The sequence below is a fragment of the Pseudomonas sp. NPDC099000 genome (assembly GCF_044759925.1).
Classification (GTDB): domain Bacteria; phylum Pseudomonadota; class Gammaproteobacteria; order Pseudomonadales; family Pseudomonadaceae; genus Aquipseudomonas.
The window spans coordinates 78,729-91,306 of the sequence record NZ_JBIWAF010000008.1 but is presented as its reverse complement, the minus strand read 5'-3'; the positions used below and the strand labels follow the sequence as shown (position 1 = coordinate 91,306).

15 protein-coding genes are annotated in these 12,578 nt (G+C 60.7%); 8 read left to right on the top strand and 7 right to left on the bottom strand.

Annotated features, from left to right (window positions below; all coding sequences use genetic code 11):
* Positions 1 to 128: 128 nt before the first annotated feature.
* Positions 129 to 587, top strand: a complete 459-nt coding sequence (locus tag ACIQV9_RS12695; RefSeq protein ID WP_403101628.1) for a GNAT family N-acetyltransferase — start codon at positions 129 to 131, stop codon at positions 585 to 587.
* 121 nt (positions 588 to 708) lie between these two features.
* Positions 709 to 1,635 carry a universal stress protein gene (locus ACIQV9_RS12690; protein WP_403101626.1) on the top strand — a complete coding sequence of 309 codons (927 nt, stop codon included), beginning with the start codon at positions 709 to 711 and terminating at the stop codon, positions 1,633 to 1,635.
* A 135-nt stretch (positions 1,636 to 1,770) separates the two neighbouring features.
* Here ACIQV9_RS12690 and ACIQV9_RS12685 read toward each other — a convergent pair whose 3' ends face one another.
* The gene (locus ACIQV9_RS12685; protein WP_403101624.1) at positions 1,771 to 2,583 is read right to left on the bottom strand and encodes a class I SAM-dependent methyltransferase; all 813 of its coding nucleotides are present in this window, start codon (positions 2,581 to 2,583) and stop codon (positions 1,771 to 1,773) included.
* A 37-nt stretch (positions 2,584 to 2,620) separates the two neighbouring features.
* Complete coding sequence (locus ACIQV9_RS12680; protein ID WP_403101622.1) at positions 2,621 to 2,890, bottom strand: DUF4242 domain-containing protein; 270 nt, start codon at positions 2,888 to 2,890, stop codon at positions 2,621 to 2,623.
* A 183-nt stretch (positions 2,891 to 3,073) separates the two neighbouring features.
* Between ACIQV9_RS12680 and ACIQV9_RS12675 the strand changes: the two genes are divergently transcribed.
* Positions 3,074 to 4,066: an AraC family transcriptional regulator gene (locus ACIQV9_RS12675; protein WP_403101620.1), complete on the top strand. Its 993-nt coding sequence runs from the start codon at positions 3,074 to 3,076 to the stop codon at positions 4,064 to 4,066.
* A 9-nt stretch (positions 4,067 to 4,075) separates the two neighbouring features.
* Here ACIQV9_RS12675 and ACIQV9_RS12670 read toward each other — a convergent pair whose 3' ends face one another.
* The 3 genes from ACIQV9_RS12670 to ACIQV9_RS12660 form a co-directional block, all read right to left on the bottom strand.
* Positions 4,076 to 5,284 (bottom strand): cytochrome c biogenesis protein DipZ, encoded by a 1,209-nt coding sequence (locus ACIQV9_RS12670; RefSeq protein ID WP_403101618.1) that lies wholly within the window; start codon positions 5,282 to 5,284, stop codon positions 4,076 to 4,078.
* A 171-nt stretch (positions 5,285 to 5,455) separates the two neighbouring features.
* Positions 5,456 to 5,710 (bottom strand): hypothetical protein, encoded by a 255-nt coding sequence (locus ACIQV9_RS12665; RefSeq protein WP_403101616.1) that lies wholly within the window; start codon positions 5,708 to 5,710, stop codon positions 5,456 to 5,458.
* A 48-nt stretch (positions 5,711 to 5,758) separates the two neighbouring features.
* Positions 5,759 to 6,025 carry a DUF2790 domain-containing protein gene (locus ACIQV9_RS12660; RefSeq protein WP_403101614.1) on the bottom strand — a complete coding sequence of 89 codons (267 nt, stop codon included), beginning with the start codon at positions 6,023 to 6,025 and terminating at the stop codon, positions 5,759 to 5,761.
* A gap of 306 nt (positions 6,026 to 6,331) precedes the next feature.
* Between ACIQV9_RS12660 and ACIQV9_RS12655 the strand changes: the two genes are divergently transcribed.
* The 5 genes from ACIQV9_RS12655 (at position 6,332) to ACIQV9_RS12635 (ending at position 10,709) form a co-directional block, all read left to right on the top strand.
* Positions 6,332 to 7,072: a response regulator gene (locus tag ACIQV9_RS12655; protein WP_403101612.1), complete on the top strand. Its 741-nt coding sequence runs from the start codon at positions 6,332 to 6,334 to the stop codon at positions 7,070 to 7,072.
* On the top strand, positions 7,069 to 8,364 hold the full coding sequence (locus ACIQV9_RS12650; RefSeq protein WP_403101610.1) for an ATP-binding protein: 1,296 nt from the start codon (positions 7,069 to 7,071) through the stop codon (positions 8,362 to 8,364). The genes ACIQV9_RS12655 and ACIQV9_RS12650 overlap by 4 nt, the downstream gene beginning before the upstream one ends.
* A gap of 182 nt (positions 8,365 to 8,546) precedes the next feature.
* Positions 8,547 to 9,179 carry a CDP-alcohol phosphatidyltransferase family protein gene (locus ACIQV9_RS12645; RefSeq protein ID WP_403101608.1) on the top strand — a complete coding sequence of 211 codons (633 nt, stop codon included), beginning with the start codon at positions 8,547 to 8,549 and terminating at the stop codon, positions 9,177 to 9,179.
* Positions 9,166 to 9,765: a lysophospholipid acyltransferase family protein gene (locus tag ACIQV9_RS12640; RefSeq protein WP_403101606.1), complete on the top strand. Its 600-nt coding sequence runs from the start codon at positions 9,166 to 9,168 to the stop codon at positions 9,763 to 9,765. The genes ACIQV9_RS12645 and ACIQV9_RS12640 overlap by 14 nt, the downstream gene beginning before the upstream one ends.
* Positions 9,762 to 10,709 (top strand): phosphatidate cytidylyltransferase, encoded by a 948-nt coding sequence (locus ACIQV9_RS12635; RefSeq protein WP_403101604.1) that lies wholly within the window; start codon positions 9,762 to 9,764, stop codon positions 10,707 to 10,709. The genes ACIQV9_RS12640 and ACIQV9_RS12635 overlap by 4 nt, the downstream gene beginning before the upstream one ends.
* A gap of 160 nt (positions 10,710 to 10,869) precedes the next feature.
* Here the strand turns inward: ACIQV9_RS12635 and ACIQV9_RS12630 are convergent, their stop codons facing one another.
* Positions 10,870 to 11,628, bottom strand: coding sequence for a DUF2063 domain-containing protein (locus ACIQV9_RS12630; RefSeq protein ID WP_403101603.1), 759 nt, complete (start codon positions 11,626 to 11,628; stop codon positions 10,870 to 10,872).
* Positions 11,621 to 12,460 (bottom strand): DUF692 domain-containing protein, encoded by an 840-nt coding sequence (locus ACIQV9_RS12625; protein WP_403101601.1) that lies wholly within the window; start codon positions 12,458 to 12,460, stop codon positions 11,621 to 11,623. The genes ACIQV9_RS12630 and ACIQV9_RS12625 overlap by 8 nt, the downstream gene beginning before the upstream one ends.
* Positions 12,461 to 12,578 lie beyond the last annotated feature (118 nt).

The following is a 12,578-nucleotide window of genomic DNA, read 5'->3' as shown; positions in this document are numbered from 1 at the left end:
GCCTACTCCGGGCGGCGTTCCGACGATGACTGCTTTCCAGCCGATGTAGATGTCGACTGACACTCAGCCATCGCGAGCAGGCTCACTCCTACAGGGGAATTGGGTGTTCAAAGGATTGAGTTACCACTATGAAACCGCAAACACGGCCCGCCACCCCAGCTGACGCGTCCGCCATCAGCCAGGTCATCATCCTGGCTCTGCGCCAGTCCAATGCCCTGGACTACCCACCCGACATCATCGCGCAGGTGGAAAGCAGCTTTTCTACCGAGTCCATTCGCACGTTGCTGACCCGACGCCAGGTCTTTGTCGCAACGATCGATAGTCGTGTCGTGGCTACCGCCAGCCTTGATCGCGATGTTGTACGCAGCGTGTTTGTCGACCCCGGCCACCAGAGAGCAGGCCTCGGCCGACAGTTGATGGCAACGATCGAGTCCATCGCCGCCGATGCAAAGATCGAGGTATTGCGCGTCCCCTCCTCCATCACCGCGCAAGCCTTCTACTTCAAACTGGGCTTTCGAAAGGTCCGCGACGAATTCCACGGCGCCGAGCGCACCATCATCATGGAACGGCGCCTGCCCTCCCTCTGACCACCAAGCCCCCCAACCTGCGCCGGCCTGACGGACGGGAGGTTGATCATGGTCAATACTTAAGAGATTGAATGCCTATTGAATGATCACTGTCTCTTCGTTGATCCACGGGAGGTTTGCCATGTCCGGTCAATCACGCTTCATGCTGGTCGCCTCGCCACTGATGGAACACAGCCCCGCCTTCGACAGGGCCGCGGCGCTGGCCAAGGCCGAAGACGCGGCGTTGCACATCGTGGCTTTCGATTACCTGGAAGGCCTGGCCACCGCCAGCCTGGTCAACGAAAAGGCCCTGGAACAGATACGTCTGGGCTACGTCGATCGGCACCGCCAGTGGCTAGAGGAACAGGCCCGCCCCTTGCGCAAGATCGGGGTGCACGTCACCACTGAAGTGCAATGGGTTGAACGCCCGCTGGAGGAAATCCTGATTCACCTCAAAGAACAGCCGATGGACGTGCTGATCAAGGCACTGGAGCACGAATCACTGCTGTCGCGGTTGATGTTTACCCCGCTCGACGTGCATCTGCTGCGCGAATGCCCGGTGCCGCTGCATTTTGTCAGCCATGCCGTTCACGCCCTGCCACGCAAGGTCGTCGCGGCGGTTGACCCTTTCCATCGCGATGATCAGTACAAAACATTCAATGACCGGATCCTTCACGAAGCGTCGAAACTGGCGAGCGCCTGTAACGCCGAGCTGGATGTTGTCTACGCCTATGACCTTTCCTCCATCAGCGCGGACGAATTCGGCTTCGACAACGGTTCGGCGTTTTTCAGTTCCGGCAAGGCCAAGACCCTGTTCGACTATCAGGAAGACGCCTTCAACGAATTGGCCGAGCGCAACGGCATCGCGCCCGAGCAGCGGCACATGATCATGGGCAACCCGGCCAAGGTCCTGACCCGCTATGCCGACGCCTACGACGTCGACGTGATCGTCATGGGCCGGGTCGGCCATCGCGGTTTGGGCCGGTTGATCGGCAGCACGGTGGAGCACCTGCTGTACAAAATGCCATGCAGCGTGTGGGTGGTGTACACCGAACGGCTGGATGAGTGAGCCTCTTCCAGATACCGCATCCCCTTGTAGGAGCGAGGCTTGCCCGCGAAGACGGAGTAACAGTCGACAAAGATGTTGCCTGACACTCCGTCTTCGCGGGCAAGCCTCGCTCCTACAGGGTTTTGTGTGGTCCATTTAGCGCCGGGTGATCACCACTTCGAGGTATTCACTCGGTACCACCAGCGATTTCTCTCCCGCCCTGTTCATCCGGTTGATCAGCTCGGTCAGGTCACTTTCAAAGGCCTGGGCCCCTTCGGGAGGCAGCGCCGCGAAGGCTTTGTGGACCGGGCCGTACCAAGTGCGAAAAGTGTCGATGAAGTGCTCCGCCGAACGGTAGCGGAAGTTGAAGGTTCGCCGCGTCACCTGCATCAGGAAATCGCGCTCATCAAAATGCGTATGCAACCAGGCTTCGGAGCCCCAGTTTGAAGGCGGTTGTGCGCCTGCCGGTGGCGGCAGGTGGCGGCCCAGGGTCTTGAACATCTGGCCGACAAAACCTTCAGGCGTCCAGTTGGCCAGGCCGATGCGGCCACCAGGGCGGCAGACCCGCGCCAGTTCCGCGGCGGCCTTGGCCTGGTCCGGTGTGAACATCACACCGAAGGTCGAGAGCACGGCATCGAAGCTGGCGTCCTCGAACGGCAGCGCCTCGGCGTCGGCGACCTGGAAGGTCACCTCCAGGCGTTCGGCCCGGGCCCGGTCTTCGCCGCGTTCCAGCAACGCGGCCACGTAGTCGGTGGAAGTGACGTTGCAGCCACGGCGTGCGGCGGCGAGCGTCGCATTGCCGTTGCCGGCGGCCACGTCCAGCACCCGCTCGTCGCAGAGCAAGTCACAGGCTTCAGCGAGTTGCTCGCCGACAATCTGCAGGGTGGTGCCGATGATGGCGTAGTCGCCGCTGGCCCAGGAGGCCATCTGGCGGTTTTTCAGGGCAGTGAGGTCAAGGGGGGTACTCATTAAATCTGCTCCGTAAGGATTGGAACGCTGTCGCGGCTTATTCCGCCGTGGTGGGATCGATGATGCTCGTGACCTGGGAAATGCGGTTGGCCGGGAAACCGCTCTGCCTGGCGTGCTCCTGGATCAGCGCTTCGCTCGGCGAGATGTACACGCAGTACAGCTTGTCGCCCGTGACATAACTCTGAAGCCACTGCACCTCCGGCAAATCGCGCAACGCCCGGCAGGACTTTTGCGAAGCCGCTTTCAAATCCCTTTCTGACAGTGTTCCAGCACCTGGGATCTCGCGTTCTATGACGAACTTTGGCATGGCTACCTCTCATTGTTGTTATTGATGCCAGGGTCGGCAGTGGCCCTGTAGGCAAACTATCGCTCCGGCGCGGGACGGCGTCCTGCCCGATCGTCGGGCAACACTGCCCGATCGTCCGGAGAATTCACGTTACGTGGCAACGCGCTCACAATCAGAAAGCCCTCAGCAGCACGGGAAGCCACCATGGACGCCCTGTCCCAAACCCTGCGCGTCGTCCGCCTGGTCGGTGCTATTTTCATCAATGCCAGGTTCACTGCACCCTGGTGCTACCAGTCGCCCAGCGCCGACACGGCGGCCCCCTTTCTGGAGCCAGGAGCCGAGCGGGTGGTGATCTTTCACTTGATCACCGAAGGCGAGTGCTTTGTCGAAATAGGAAACGATCCGCCGCTGCGGCTGACCGCCGGCGATGTGGTGGTGTTCCCTCAGGGCGATGCCCATCGCATGAGCTCGCAACCCGGGCTGACGCCGGTCACCGGCAAGCGGCTGGACGTGGTGCTGGCGCGTCGTCCCCGACAACTGAGTTACGGCGGTGGTGGCGCAGTCACCCGTCTGGTGTGCGGTTATCTGGCGTGCGATACGCGGTTGGCGGGCATGTTGCTGACGGGGTTGCCGGCCGTGATCCGGGTCAATGTGCGCGGCTCGAATGCCGGAGTCTGGCTGGAATCTTCGGTCCGTTATGCGCTGGCCGAAGCACGGTCTCCCAGGCCCGGCGGCGAAGGTGTGCTGGCGAAACTGGCCGAGGTGTTGTTCATCGAGGTGTTGCGCCTGTACATGAACGAGCACGGTGAAGGTCGAATCGGTTGGCTGGCGGGTGTGGGCGACCGGATCGTCGGTGCGGCCCTGAATGCGTTGCACAAAAAACCCTGTCACGCCTGGACTCTGGATGAACTGGCGAGGACCGCAGGCACATCAAGGTCGGTGTTGGCGGAACGCTTTGCGCAATTGGTGGGGAGTTCGCCGATGCAGTACCTGACGCAGTGGCGGATGTTGCTGGCGGCCAACCTGTTACGCAGCAGTAACAGTTCGTTGATGCGGATTGCCGAAGAGGTGGGTTACCAGACCGACACGGCCTTCAGCCGGGCCTTCCGTCGAGAGTACGGCGCGCCACCGGCGGCATGGCGGCGCAATCAGGAGAAAAAACCAATGGCCCACGGCGCGCAGCTTGTGAGCCATTGAGGTCGAGGGTTACGCAGCAGGTGCCTTGGCCTCTTCCAGCAGTTGTTGAATCATCTTTTCCTGGGTTTCGTAGGCGCCTTCACCGAAGTGGGTGTAACGCACCTGGCCCTTGGCGTCGATCAGGTAGTGAGCGGGCCAGTACTGGTTCTCGAAGGCGCGCCAGATCGCGTAGTTGTTGTCGATGGCCACCGGGTAGGTAATGCCGAGCTCTTTGACCTGATCCTTGACGTTGTCGATGATGCGCTCGTAACCGTATTCAGGGGTGTGCACGCCGACGACCACCAGGCCATCCTTCTCGTATTTCTTCGCCCAGTCCTTCACGTACGGCAAGGTGTGCTGGCAGTTGATGCAGTCGTAGGTCCAGAAGTCCACCAACACCACTTTGCCTTTGAGCGAATCATTGCTCAACGCTGGCGAGTTCAGCCATTGCACGGCACCGGACAGCGACGGCATGGCGCCTTGGGCGTTGTCCAGGGAGTCGGCCTTGACCTTGCTGACGAAGTAGTCGACGACTTTTGGCACGGTTTCCATCACGCCTTTTTCGAGGCTGCTGACGCCTTCGGACGAGGTGCTGGCCAGCAGTGTCCTGTCGGCACCGGTGGAAATCACCGCCACGGTGGCCAGCACGGCAACACCGGCACCACGACGCAGCCAACCGGTGATCGGGATCGACGCTTTCAAGCGATTGACCAGGCCGCGACCGGCGAAGATCAAGGTGCCCAGAGACAACGCGCTGCCCAGGCCGTAGGCCAGCAGCAACAGACTGGTCTGTGCGTTCGCACCCTGGAGCATGGCACCGGTGAGAATCACCCCGAGGATCGGCCCGGCACACGGTGCCCAGAGCAGCCCTGTGGCCACACCGATCATGACCGAACCCAGCGGGCCGGACATTTTGCGGGTGTCGGGGTCCAGGCGATTGCCCAGTGCCACGAATGGACGGGCCATCCAGTCACCGACACGGGCGGAGATCAGCGACAGGGCAAACAACCCCATCACGAAGAGCGCGACGTGGCGACCGGTGTTGTTGGCTTGCACCACCCATTCGCTGCTGACCACGGCCAGGCTGGAGATCAGGGCAAAGGTCAGGACCATGCCGCCGAGGGTGAGCAGGATGGATGAACGCGTGCGTTTGACACCGGCGAACAGGAACGGCACGACCGGGAGGATGCAGGGGCTGAGGACGGTCAATATGCCGCCCAGGAAAGCGATGAGAAACATGGGATCACCTTGAAAATAGAGAAGGACGACACACCACCTATCCCCTGTAGGAGTGAGCCTGCTCGCGATATCGGTGTGTCAGATAACACTGATGTCGACTGACACTCCGCCATCGCGAGCAGGCTCACTCCCACACTGGAACTGTGGTGTTCACAAAACACTGTTCGGGCTTCAGGCCGTCTGGTTATCCAGCAACTGCCCCTGTGGCGTGCGGCTAGCGCCGTTCTCTGCAACCAACTGACCTTGTGGCGTGCGGCTTGAACCGTCCTGTGCGAGGAAGGCATGACCGCCCTGCTCCGCCACCGGCGTCAGCTGGAAGCAGGTCGCGCTGCCACAGCTTTTCTGTTCAACAGCGGCATTGGCATGGGCAGCCGCGCCGGCTACGGAGAAAGCAACAGCGGTCAAAAAGCGGGTGACGTTGTTCATGGTGTTCTTCCTGTTTCAAAAGGGGTTGGCAATCGGTCAGCGAAGGACTCAGTTGTCCGCGTTGCAGCTGTCGGCAAACTTGCGGTAATCCAGCACCTGGGTTTTGTGCTGGGAGTCCAGATAGGTCAGCTGGGCATTCACAACCCCGCAGGAAGGCGTGGCGTCCTCTTTCAACGACACTACTTTCTTGATGTCCAGGTGGGTGCCGTAGGTGTAGGTTTTAGCGCTGACATCCGCGGCTTCGGCACGGGCCGACAAGGTGCAGATGTTCAGGGCGGCAAACAGGCAAGCGGCGTAGATGGCTTTGGTGTTCATGGCGGTTTCCTCAAGGCTTCAATGGGTAGGTCGTTCAATTGAGCCGAGGCGGTGTGGGTTGCCTCGATGGAACCCATTAGAAGCTCGCGAGGTATCTCGTCTGTGTCGAAAACAGCCGCGTGTAAATCGGTACGTATCAAAGCCGGCCCCTGATACAGAGCGATACAAAACCCCTGGAAAATCGTATTTTTGCGTTTGCGTGTATCCGCCACTACGCCAGATACACTGCAATACAAAGGGCTGCGGGCGAGCGGGCCAAGGCTCGATAGACTGCGTAACATCCCCCATTGATAGAGGCTTGGCCCCATGGAACACATCGATCACATTCTCATCGTGGACGATGACCGCGAGATCCGGGAACTGGTAGGCAACTACCTCAAGAAGAATGGCCTGCGCACCACGGTCGTCGCCGATGGGCGTCAGATGCGCGCCTTCCTGGAGTCCACGCCGGTGGACCTGATCGTGCTCGACATCATGATGCCGGGCGACGATGGCTTGATGCTCTGCCGCGAGTTGCGCGCCGGCAAACACAAGGCCACGCCGGTGCTGATGCTCACCGCCCGCAACGACGAAACCGACCGCATCATCGGCCTGGAAATGGGCGCCGACGATTACCTGGTCAAGCCGTTCGCCGCCCGTGAACTGCTCGCCCGAATCAACGCCGTACTGCGCCGCACGCGGATGCTGCCGCCGAACCTGGTGGTCACCGAAAGCGGTCGCCTGCTGGCGTTCGGCCGCTGGCGCCTGGACACCTCGGCCCGGCACTTGCTGGATGAAGACGGCACCATGGTCGCGCTCAGCGGCGCGGAATACCGATTGCTGCGAGTGTTCCTCGATCACCCGCAGCGGGTGCTCAACCGCGACCAGCTACTCAATCTGACCCAAGGCCGCGACGCCGACCTGTTTGACCGCTCCATCGACTTGCTGGTCAGCCGCTTGCGCCAGCGCTTGCTGGACGATGCCCGGGAACCTGCCTACATCAAGACCGTGCGCAGCGAGGGTTATGTGTTTTCGCTGCCGGTGGAAGTGCTCGGTGCGCCGTCATGAACCTCACCCTTCGTTGGCCCCGCACCCTGGCCTCGCGACTCTCGCTGATCTTTCTGGTCGGCCTGATCCTCGCCCAGGCGTTGTCCTTCGGCGCGCAGTATTACGAGCGTTACGAAAGCGCGAAAAACACCATGCTCGGCAACCTCGAAACCGACGTCTCGACCTCCATCGCCATCCTCGACCGCTTGCCGGCCGAAGAACGCATGGGTTGGCTGCAACAACTGAACCGCCGCAACTACCGTTATTTGCTGGACGAAGGTTCGCCGGGCGTGGCCATGAGCGATACGCCCGTCGCGATGACATCGATCAAGGACGCCATCGGAAAGGATTACCCGATGACCGTGACCGACATTCCCGGCGAGCAGAAACACTTTCAGGTGCACCTGAAACTCGCGGACGGCAGCCCGGTGACCATCGACGTAAGGCCATCGATGGTGCCGTTGTCGCCGTGGTTGCCCGTCGTTCTGCTGGGCCAGTTGGCGCTGATGATTATCTGCACCTGGCTGGCCGTCAGAATCGCCATCCGACCCCTCACTCGCCTTGCCGAGGCGGTGGACAACCTTGATCCCAACACTCACGCGGTGCACCTGGACGAAAAAGGCCCGACCGAGGTCGCCCACGCCGCCATCGCCTTCAATTCGATGCAGGCGCGCATCGCCGCGTACTTGAAAGAGCGCATGCAACTGCTGGCGGCGATTTCCCACGACCTGCAGACCCCGATCACCCGGATGAAACTGCGCGCCGAATTCATGGACGATTCCAGCGAGAAAGACAAACTGTGGAACGACCTCGGCGAGATGGAACACCTGGTGCGCGAGGGCGTGGCCTATGCCCGCAGCGTGCACGGCGCCACCGAAGAAAGCCGCCGCACCGACCTTGATTCATTCCTCGACAGCCTGGTATTTGACTACCAGGACATGGGCAAGGACGTGCAACTGGGTGGCAAAAGTGCCGCGGTGATTGACACCCGGCCTCACGCCCTGCGGCGGGTATTGGTGAACCTGACGGATAACGCGCTGAAGTTCGCCGGGGCCGCTGAATTGTGGGTCGAAACGAAAAACGGCCTTCTCTCGGTGAAGGTCATGGATCGCGGACCGGGCATTGCCGAAGAGGAACTGGCCCACGTGATGGAACCGTTTTACCGGGTAGAGAACTCGCGCAACCGCAGCACCGGCGGCACCGGTCTGGGCTTGGCGATCGCGCAGCAATTGGCGTTGGCGATCGGGGGATCGTTGACGTTGAGCAATCGCGAGGGCGGCGGGTTGTGTGCGGAGTTGAAGTTACCGATTTGACCCGTGTAGGAGCGAGGCTTGCCCGCGAAGAACGATGACCGATTCTCAATTACAACCGCGTAACGGCCTTCGCGGGCAAGCCTCGCTCCTACAAACGGCCCAATGGCGATGGAAAGTCTTTATATTGTCGGACACAGTCGTGCGCACCCGATAGCAACCGACATTTATATGGATATTGGCAAATGGATGACAACAGAAGGCCCATCAAGACGCGCTCTGCGGCCTGGGCGAAACACATCACCGACCTTCTGGTGAAACGAGACATCTCCCCCAATCAGATCTCCGTCGCCAGCATCGCCTTCGCGCTCGCCGGGGCGGTGGCACTGAATATCGATAACGGGCTTATCGGCTCGATCCTCTGCGCCGTCGGCATTCAGTTGCGCCTGCTGTGCAACCTCTTCGACGGGATGGTGGCGATCGAGGGCGGCAAGAAATCCGACATCGGCAGCCTCTACAACGAATTTCCCGACCGCATTGCCGACAGCCTGCTGATCGTCGCGCTGGGGTATGCCATCGGGTACGCCGATCTTGGCTGGTTCGCGGCGTTGGCTGCAGCACTGACGGCTTATGTCAGGGTGTTCGGCGGCTCGATTGGCCTGAAGCAGAGCTTTATGGGCCCCATGGCCAAGCAGCACCGAATGGCGGTGATGACCGCCGCTCTTCTGTTGAATGCCGTCGAGGCCACCGTTTATGCCACTCACTACGTGCTGTTGATCGCGCTGGTCGTCATCGCGGCCGGCTCAGCCGCGACCTGCGTCACGCGCACGCTGGCCATCTCGCGCCAGCTCAAGGGGAATGCTCATGTGGATCAGTAACGCGCTGATTTCTGTCCTTCGCTTCCTGATCGGCGTCACCGCCCGATGGGAAAGCCCGCCGGACCTGACACGCCAACGCATCTATTTCGCCAATCACTCCAGTCACATGGACACCCTGGCAATCATCGCCGCCCTGCCACCCGAAGCCCGGGTGAACGTGAAACCGGTCGCGGCGGCGGACTATTGGGGAAAGAACAAATTTCTGTCGTACATCTCGCAAAAAGGCCTGAATGCGGTGCTGATCGAGCGTAACCCGGCGCCCGGCGTCAACGTGCTGGAGCCGATTTTCGATGTGGTGCGCGCCGGCCATTCGATCATCATCTTTCCGGAAGGCACCCGCGGCAGCGAGGCGTTGCCCGGCCCTTTCAAATCCGGTCTGTACCGTTTGGCCGAGACATTCCCCGAGGTGGACCTGGTGCCGATCTACCTGGAAAACCTGCATCGCTCCATGCCTAAAGGCAAACACGTGCCGCTGCCCATCATCTGCACGATCCGGATCGGCGACCCGTTGCCGAGGATCAGTGGCGAGGAAAAACAGGTGTTTCTGGATCGAGCGCGTGACGCGATTGTGAGGTTGTCGGAATGAATCTTGATGAAAAGTTTTTGTGGTTCTTCGGCGCCATTGCCGGCCTGTTGGCCGTTGCTTCGATCATCGGCCGGATACTGGCCAGGCGCGCGACAACAGAAGGCTCGATCTCGACCATCGAAAACCTCAACCAGCGGGTGAATGCCTGGTGGGGCATGGTCATCATCTTCTTCGTGTCCTACCTGCTGGGCGGGAACGCGACGGTCATTCTGTTCGGCTTCATTTCACTGTTCGCGCTCCGGGAGTTCATCACCCTGACGCCGACCCGGCTCGGCGACCATAACGCGCTGTTTTCGGCGTTTTTTATTCTGATCCCGCTGCAATACGTATTGATCGGCACGCATTGGTACTCGCTGTTCACGCTGTTGATTCCGGTGTACGCCTTCCTGCTGTTGCCGGCGATTGCGGTGCTGAGTCAGGACACGGACGCGTTTCTGGAACGGGCGGCCAAGATCCAGTGGGGGGTGATGATTTGCGTCTACTGCATCAGCCACGCGCCGGCCCTGTTGCTGCTGGACCTGGAAGGTTTCAAGGGTCAGAACGCGCTTCTGTTGTTTTACCTGGTGTTCGTCGTTCAGTTGAGTGATGTGTTGCAGTACGTGTTCGGCAAACTCTTCGGCAAGCACAAGGTCGCGCCGCTGGTGAGTCCGTCGAAAACGGTGGAAGGATTGGTCGGTGGCGGCCTGTCTGCCACGCTGATTGGCGGGTGCATGTTCTGGATGACCCCGTTCAGTTTTTGGCAGTCACTGCTGATGTCGCTGGTGATCGTGGTGATGGGCTTTCTGGGTGGGCTGGTCATGTCGGCGATTAAACGCAGCCTGAGCGCGAAGGATTGGGGGACCATGATCAAGGGCCATGGCGGCATGCTGGACCGGATGGATTCGATTTGCTTTGCGGCGCCGATTTTCTTTCACCTGACACGGTATTTCTTCTCTGCACCGTGAACGTCCAGACACCACTTGACCCTGTGGGAGTGAGCCTGCTCCGGGCGGCGTTCCGACGATGAGGCCGGCACATCCAACATTACTGTTGGCTGACACTCCGCCATCGCGAGCAGGCTCGCTCCTACAGTGGTTAGTGGGTGTTTGGAAAATTTGTGGTGGGTCAGGCTTTTATGCCGACCACCCCTTCCCCGTGCATCTGCCGCAGCAACGCCGCCCCGCTCTCCATGAAAGCTGGCGAGCCGGCAGCCCCCGCCTCTACCGCCAACCCTTCCAGCTGCGCCTGCCCATTCAGCTCGGGAAAATCCTCGATCCGCTGCAACAACCGCCACGCCAGCGGGCTCAGTTCGGAAAATCTCACACTCCAGTCCTCGGCCCGACGCACCAACAATAACGTGGGTTGAGGCGGTGCAACGTCCGGCTGATGATCCGGCCCCACCAACTGCACCGGCCAGCCATAGGCCAACGGCCACGCCAGCGGCGATACCTGCAATGGTCGCTCCAGAATCAATGCCGCATCGCTCGGCGCCAACGGCTCGGCCTCGGACTGCTGCAACGCCATCTCGACCCACTCGTAATGCGCCAGCTCCACCATGAACGGCGGCCACTCGCCCTCGCTCAACGCCTGCGGATCGGAGGCCAGGAACTCGACAAACTCCTTGGCGATTTCACCGAATTTGGGCGTATGCGCGCGGTAGTCCCGCAGGAAAATCCGCACCAACGAGCGCCAGCGCTCATCACCAAGAATCTTGATCAGCACCGGGAAGGTCCCGCTGAGCAACAACGACAGGTTGGAAAAAATCAGGTCGCGGTATACCTGTGCCCGCGCCACATCCATCCCGGCCGGCGGCGCGCAGTGATCGGGGTCACGCAGGTACAGACCCAAGGTGTTCTGCTGGTCAAACAGGCCTGGCTTATCCACGGTTCACCCCCTCGGCCTGCAATCGGCGAATGGTCTGCAATTCAGCCACCAGTTCAGAGAACGCCGGGAAGTTGAAATCCCGCTCCAGCAGCGTCGGTTGTGCGCCGAACCGGGCGTAGGCCTGGGCCAGCAACGACCACACCACCGGTTTCACCGACGCGCCATGGGTGTCGATTTTCAACGTGTCGGATTCATCGAAGTGCCCGGCCACGTGCATCGCCACGACCCGGCCCGAATCGATGCCCGCCAGAAAGGTCTGCGGATCGAACCCGTGATTGATCGAGTTGACGTAGACATTGTTGACGTCCAGCAGCAGGTCGCAATCGGCTTCACGCAACACCGCGTTGGTGAACGTCACTTCGTCCATGTCCTGCTGTGGCGCGGCATAGTAGGAGACGTTTTCCACCGCCAGACGCCGACCGAGAATGTCCTGGGCCTGGCGAATTCGCGCAGACACGTGGTGCACCGCTTCTTCGGTAAACGGCAACGGCAACAGGTCGTAAAGATGACCGTCATCGCTGCAATAACTCAGGTGCTCGCTGTACAACGGCACCTTGTAGTGATCGAGGAACACCCGCACTTCCTGCAAAAACCCGACGTCCAGCGGTGCCGGTCCACCCAACGACAGCGACAAGCCGTGGCAGGACAACGGAAAACGCTCGGCCAGGGCACGCAACGCATGACCATGGGCGCCGCCGATGCCGATCCAGTTCTCCGGCGCGACTTCCAGGAAGTCGAAATCGCCGGTACGGGCGGCCTGAAGATCCTTCATTAAACCGCGACGCAAGCCAAGCCCGACGGTCGCGTTCGTTGAGGTGATGGGGGTCTGCATGGTGTCGGTCTCAAGGTTGCCAGTGCGGAATCACAGTTAACCGGAGCGATGTATCGGGGCTGTGTTCCGCTGCGGCAGAAAATCGCGGCGGTTGTATCGCCGGAGGGTCTGTACACAC

Excerpts from the sequence above, each read along its gene's own strand:
- ACIQV9_RS12695 (WP_403101628.1), top strand. The coding sequence starts at position 129 with ATGAAACCGCAAACACGGCCCGCCACCCCAGCTGACGCGTCCGCCATC.
- ACIQV9_RS12690 (WP_403101626.1), top strand. The coding sequence starts at position 709 with ATGTCCGGTCAATCACGCTTCATGCTGGTCGCCTCGCCACTGATGGAA.
- ACIQV9_RS12685 (WP_403101624.1), bottom strand. The coding sequence starts at position 2,583 with ATGAGTACCCCCCTTGACCTCACTGCCCTGAAAAACCGCCAGATGGCC.
- ACIQV9_RS12680 (WP_403101622.1), bottom strand. The coding sequence starts at position 2,890 with ATGCCAAAGTTCGTCATAGAACGCGAGATCCCAGGTGCTGGAACACTG.
- ACIQV9_RS12675 (WP_403101620.1), top strand. The coding sequence starts at position 3,074 with ATGGACGCCCTGTCCCAAACCCTGCGCGTCGTCCGCCTGGTCGGTGCT.
- ACIQV9_RS12670 (WP_403101618.1), bottom strand. The coding sequence starts at position 5,284 with ATGTTTCTCATCGCTTTCCTGGGCGGCATATTGACCGTCCTCAGCCCC.
- ACIQV9_RS12665 (WP_403101616.1), bottom strand. The coding sequence starts at position 5,710 with ATGAACAACGTCACCCGCTTTTTGACCGCTGTTGCTTTCTCCGTAGCC.
- ACIQV9_RS12660 (WP_403101614.1), bottom strand. The coding sequence starts at position 6,025 with ATGAACACCAAAGCCATCTACGCCGCTTGCCTGTTTGCCGCCCTGAAC.
- ACIQV9_RS12655 (WP_403101612.1), top strand. The coding sequence starts at position 6,332 with ATGGAACACATCGATCACATTCTCATCGTGGACGATGACCGCGAGATC.
- ACIQV9_RS12650 (WP_403101610.1), top strand. The coding sequence starts at position 7,069 with ATGAACCTCACCCTTCGTTGGCCCCGCACCCTGGCCTCGCGACTCTCG.
- ACIQV9_RS12645 (WP_403101608.1), top strand. The coding sequence starts at position 8,547 with ATGGATGACAACAGAAGGCCCATCAAGACGCGCTCTGCGGCCTGGGCG.
- ACIQV9_RS12640 (WP_403101606.1), top strand. The coding sequence starts at position 9,166 with ATGTGGATCAGTAACGCGCTGATTTCTGTCCTTCGCTTCCTGATCGGC.
- ACIQV9_RS12635 (WP_403101604.1), top strand. The coding sequence starts at position 9,762 with ATGAATCTTGATGAAAAGTTTTTGTGGTTCTTCGGCGCCATTGCCGGC.
- ACIQV9_RS12625 (WP_403101601.1), bottom strand. The coding sequence starts at position 12,460 with ATGCAGACCCCCATCACCTCAACGAACGCGACCGTCGGGCTTGGCTTG.